Source organism: Aliterella sp. E5.1, from assembly GCF_057473825.1.
Map to the genome: position 1 here is coordinate 1 of NZ_JBYCCV010000254.1, position 2,348 is coordinate 2,348.

4 protein-coding genes are annotated in these 2,348 nt (G+C 42.8%); all 4 read left to right on the forward strand.

Going from position 1 to position 2,348, the window contains the following annotated elements; all coding sequences use genetic code 11:
• The first annotated feature begins 126 nt into the window (after positions 1-126).
• The 4 genes from AC2VE5_RS25930 to AC2VE5_RS25945 all read left to right on the forward strand — a co-directional run bounded on the left by AC2VE5_RS25930 (position 127) and on the right by AC2VE5_RS25945 (position 2,032).
• Positions 127-303, forward strand: a complete 177-nt coding sequence (locus tag AC2VE5_RS25930) for a hypothetical protein (RefSeq protein ID WP_486890444.1) — start codon at positions 127-129, stop codon at positions 301-303.
• 56 nt (positions 304-359) lie between these two features.
• Entirely contained in the window at positions 360-773 is a 414-nt protein-coding gene (parS, locus tag AC2VE5_RS25935) for a type II RES/Xre toxin-antitoxin system antitoxin (RefSeq protein WP_486890445.1), read from the forward strand.
• Positions 773-1,234: an RES family NAD+ phosphorylase gene (locus AC2VE5_RS25940; protein WP_486890446.1), complete on the forward strand. Its 462-nt coding sequence runs from the start codon at positions 773-775 to the stop codon at positions 1,232-1,234. The genes parS and AC2VE5_RS25940 overlap by 1 nt, the downstream gene beginning before the upstream one ends.
• A gap of 225 nt (positions 1,235-1,459) precedes the next feature.
• Positions 1,460-2,032 (forward strand): hypothetical protein, encoded by a 573-nt coding sequence (locus AC2VE5_RS25945; protein WP_486890447.1) that lies wholly within the window; start codon positions 1,460-1,462, stop codon positions 2,030-2,032.
• The last annotated feature ends 316 nt before the right edge of the window (positions 2,033-2,348 follow it).

Sequence of the window (2,348 nt, forward strand, 5' to 3'; positions counted from 1 at the left end):
CTGTGACCCCTCTCGCTGGTTGTACGCATCAATAACTTTCTGGCGCAGGTCTACAGAGTATGCTTTCATTCGGCTTCAGGTTGAGTTTACTCTTTAACTGTATTTTACTCTATCAAGAACTGCTGTATGCGAGTCAGTGATCGCACTGAAGCTCAGTTGAAGCAAACTTTCCTTTCTAAGCCTTCATCACAGCGAGTAATTGCAGCGTTACACCAAGGCTGTTCTTTGGGCGAAGTTGCTGTAATGTCATTCGTATCGGTTGAGACGGCGCGTAAGGTATTGGCAGTGATGCAAAAACAGTAGATACAATGATTCGTTTCATTTGATAGAATTATAGTGTCAATTGAAATTAAGTAATTATGGTCAAAACTACTACCCAAGTTGACTCACGCAATGCGATCACAGCAGATAAACAACACAAGGCTGATGCAAGCGATAAAAAGTACGACTCTATTAAGGAGATAGCCAAACGTTTTGATTTAGATAAAACTGATGTAAAGCAACTATTCGGAATCTCCGAAAGCACTCAATTCCGCTATGAGAAGCAAAATCCCGTCCTCAAAATAGCTGTTGCGGACAGATTAGAACGCTTTAACCGCATTCTTAAGCAAACGCTGGAGTTGTTTGAAAATGAAGCGGAAACTAAGCGGTGGCTTTCTACTCCCAAAACCGCACTATCAGGAGAAACACCATTGCAAGCACTAGCTACCGATGCTGGAGCCAAGAAAGTTGAAGAAATGCTGTATCGCGCTGAATACGGGATGTTTGGATAGTGCAAGTTTGGCGAATTTGTAAGCAGAAACACCTGGATAGTGCCTTTTCTGGAATAGGCGGACTTTATGCTCAAGCAAGATGGACTCCTCAAGGATTTAAGGTTGTTTATACAGCAGAAAGTCTAGCTCTTGCTAGTTTAGAAGTTTTTGTACATACCGAAAGCTCGCGCATTCCTTTAGTTGCTATCCGTGCTTTTTTGCCAGAAGACATTGCGATGACGGTAGTAGACTTAAACAGTCTACCGGAAGATTGGCAAAGTATGGCAGCTTATCCTACTTTGCAAAATATTGGCAAGCAATGGCTGCAAAAGCAAGACTCGCCCATTCTCAAAGTTCCATCCTCTATTATTCCCGTTGAATTTAATTACCTCCTTAATCCTCAGCATCCTGACTTGCAGTTAACTTTAGAGCCAGCACTGAAGTTCAATTTTGATAACCGAATGTGGAAGGTTAAGCAATGAATGCTGTAAAGGCTAATCGCTCTTGTAACGTTCTTTCAAAGTGCTTGCACTCTAGCCAAACTTGCAAGGCTTTCGTATTTGGCTAAAGTTATTGCTAAAGACATCGCTGCTTGCCCCTGAATTTACTCAAAAGCAGAAAAACCCTATCATCAAGGTAGCACCTTGATATATAACAGGTATAGAGAAAAACTTCACACCTGTACTTACCTAGATAAGTACCTAGATATGAGCAATACGGGACGAGACAAGAAGTTAGCATCATTTAACTGTGATGAGAGTCTGTGGGACAGATTTAAGAGTCGGTGTCAGCAGAAAGGCACGACGGCAACCGCTACGCTTACCAGATTTATCCAACTTTACCTAGATGGCTCTCTAGATGACCTGGAAGTAAACCCGTTAGATAAGCGCTTGGACGAGCGAGTTAAAGCCAGCGTGGATGCTTATCTGGCAAATCACCTTGATTCGTTGCATAGTTTGGTCACTGCTTTGTCTGAGAAGGTTGCATTTTTAGAAGGGGCAGAAGCCGCCACTCAATCGCCCCGCAGCAATACTAAGGTGGCGATCGCCAAGAAAGAGCCTGAGTTTTGGTTTATTCAGCAGAGAGCTAAACATTTAGGATTAGAAATAAGTGCAAGTCAACGCATGAAAATTGAAATGTGGGCAAATGAATCCTACAAAGAGCGGCACGGACAAATCCCCAAAAAGCAGTTGTATAGGGGAACTCAAGCCTCTATTTATCCAGCAAAGGATGTAGATTTATTGGATACAACCATTAAGGGCGTGGTGAGGGGTGGATAAGATCGTTGTTGGTTTAAATTAAGTCATCTTTCCAGTTACAAACTGGGCAGCTACCGTCACAACATTGTGTTTTATCTGCCATAGGGCTGTAATACTCAAGTGCTTAACTATTGATATGAGCAAAGAGATGTTTGCTCCTCACACCTGACTCAACGCCTTGCCCTCCGATAGCGCCATGCCGCGTAGGAGGGTTGTGTTGCAAAAAATGGTAGGCTAAAATAATGCTGCTAGAGAAAATAATTCTGCCTGCCTCTAATGAATCCTAAAGCTCCATTCAAATGGCGGCATTACCAGTCCGAAATTATCTTGCAGTGTG

Bases quoted from the DNA above. Each gene is read 5' to 3' on its own strand.
- parS (WP_486890445.1), top strand. From the start codon at position 360: ATGGTCAAAACTACTACCCAAGTTGACTCACGCAATGCGATCACAGCA.
- AC2VE5_RS25930 (WP_486890444.1), top strand. From the start codon at position 127: ATGCGAGTCAGTGATCGCACTGAAGCTCAGTTGAAGCAAACTTTCCTT.
- AC2VE5_RS25945 (WP_486890447.1), top strand. From the start codon at position 1,460: ATGAGCAATACGGGACGAGACAAGAAGTTAGCATCATTTAACTGTGAT.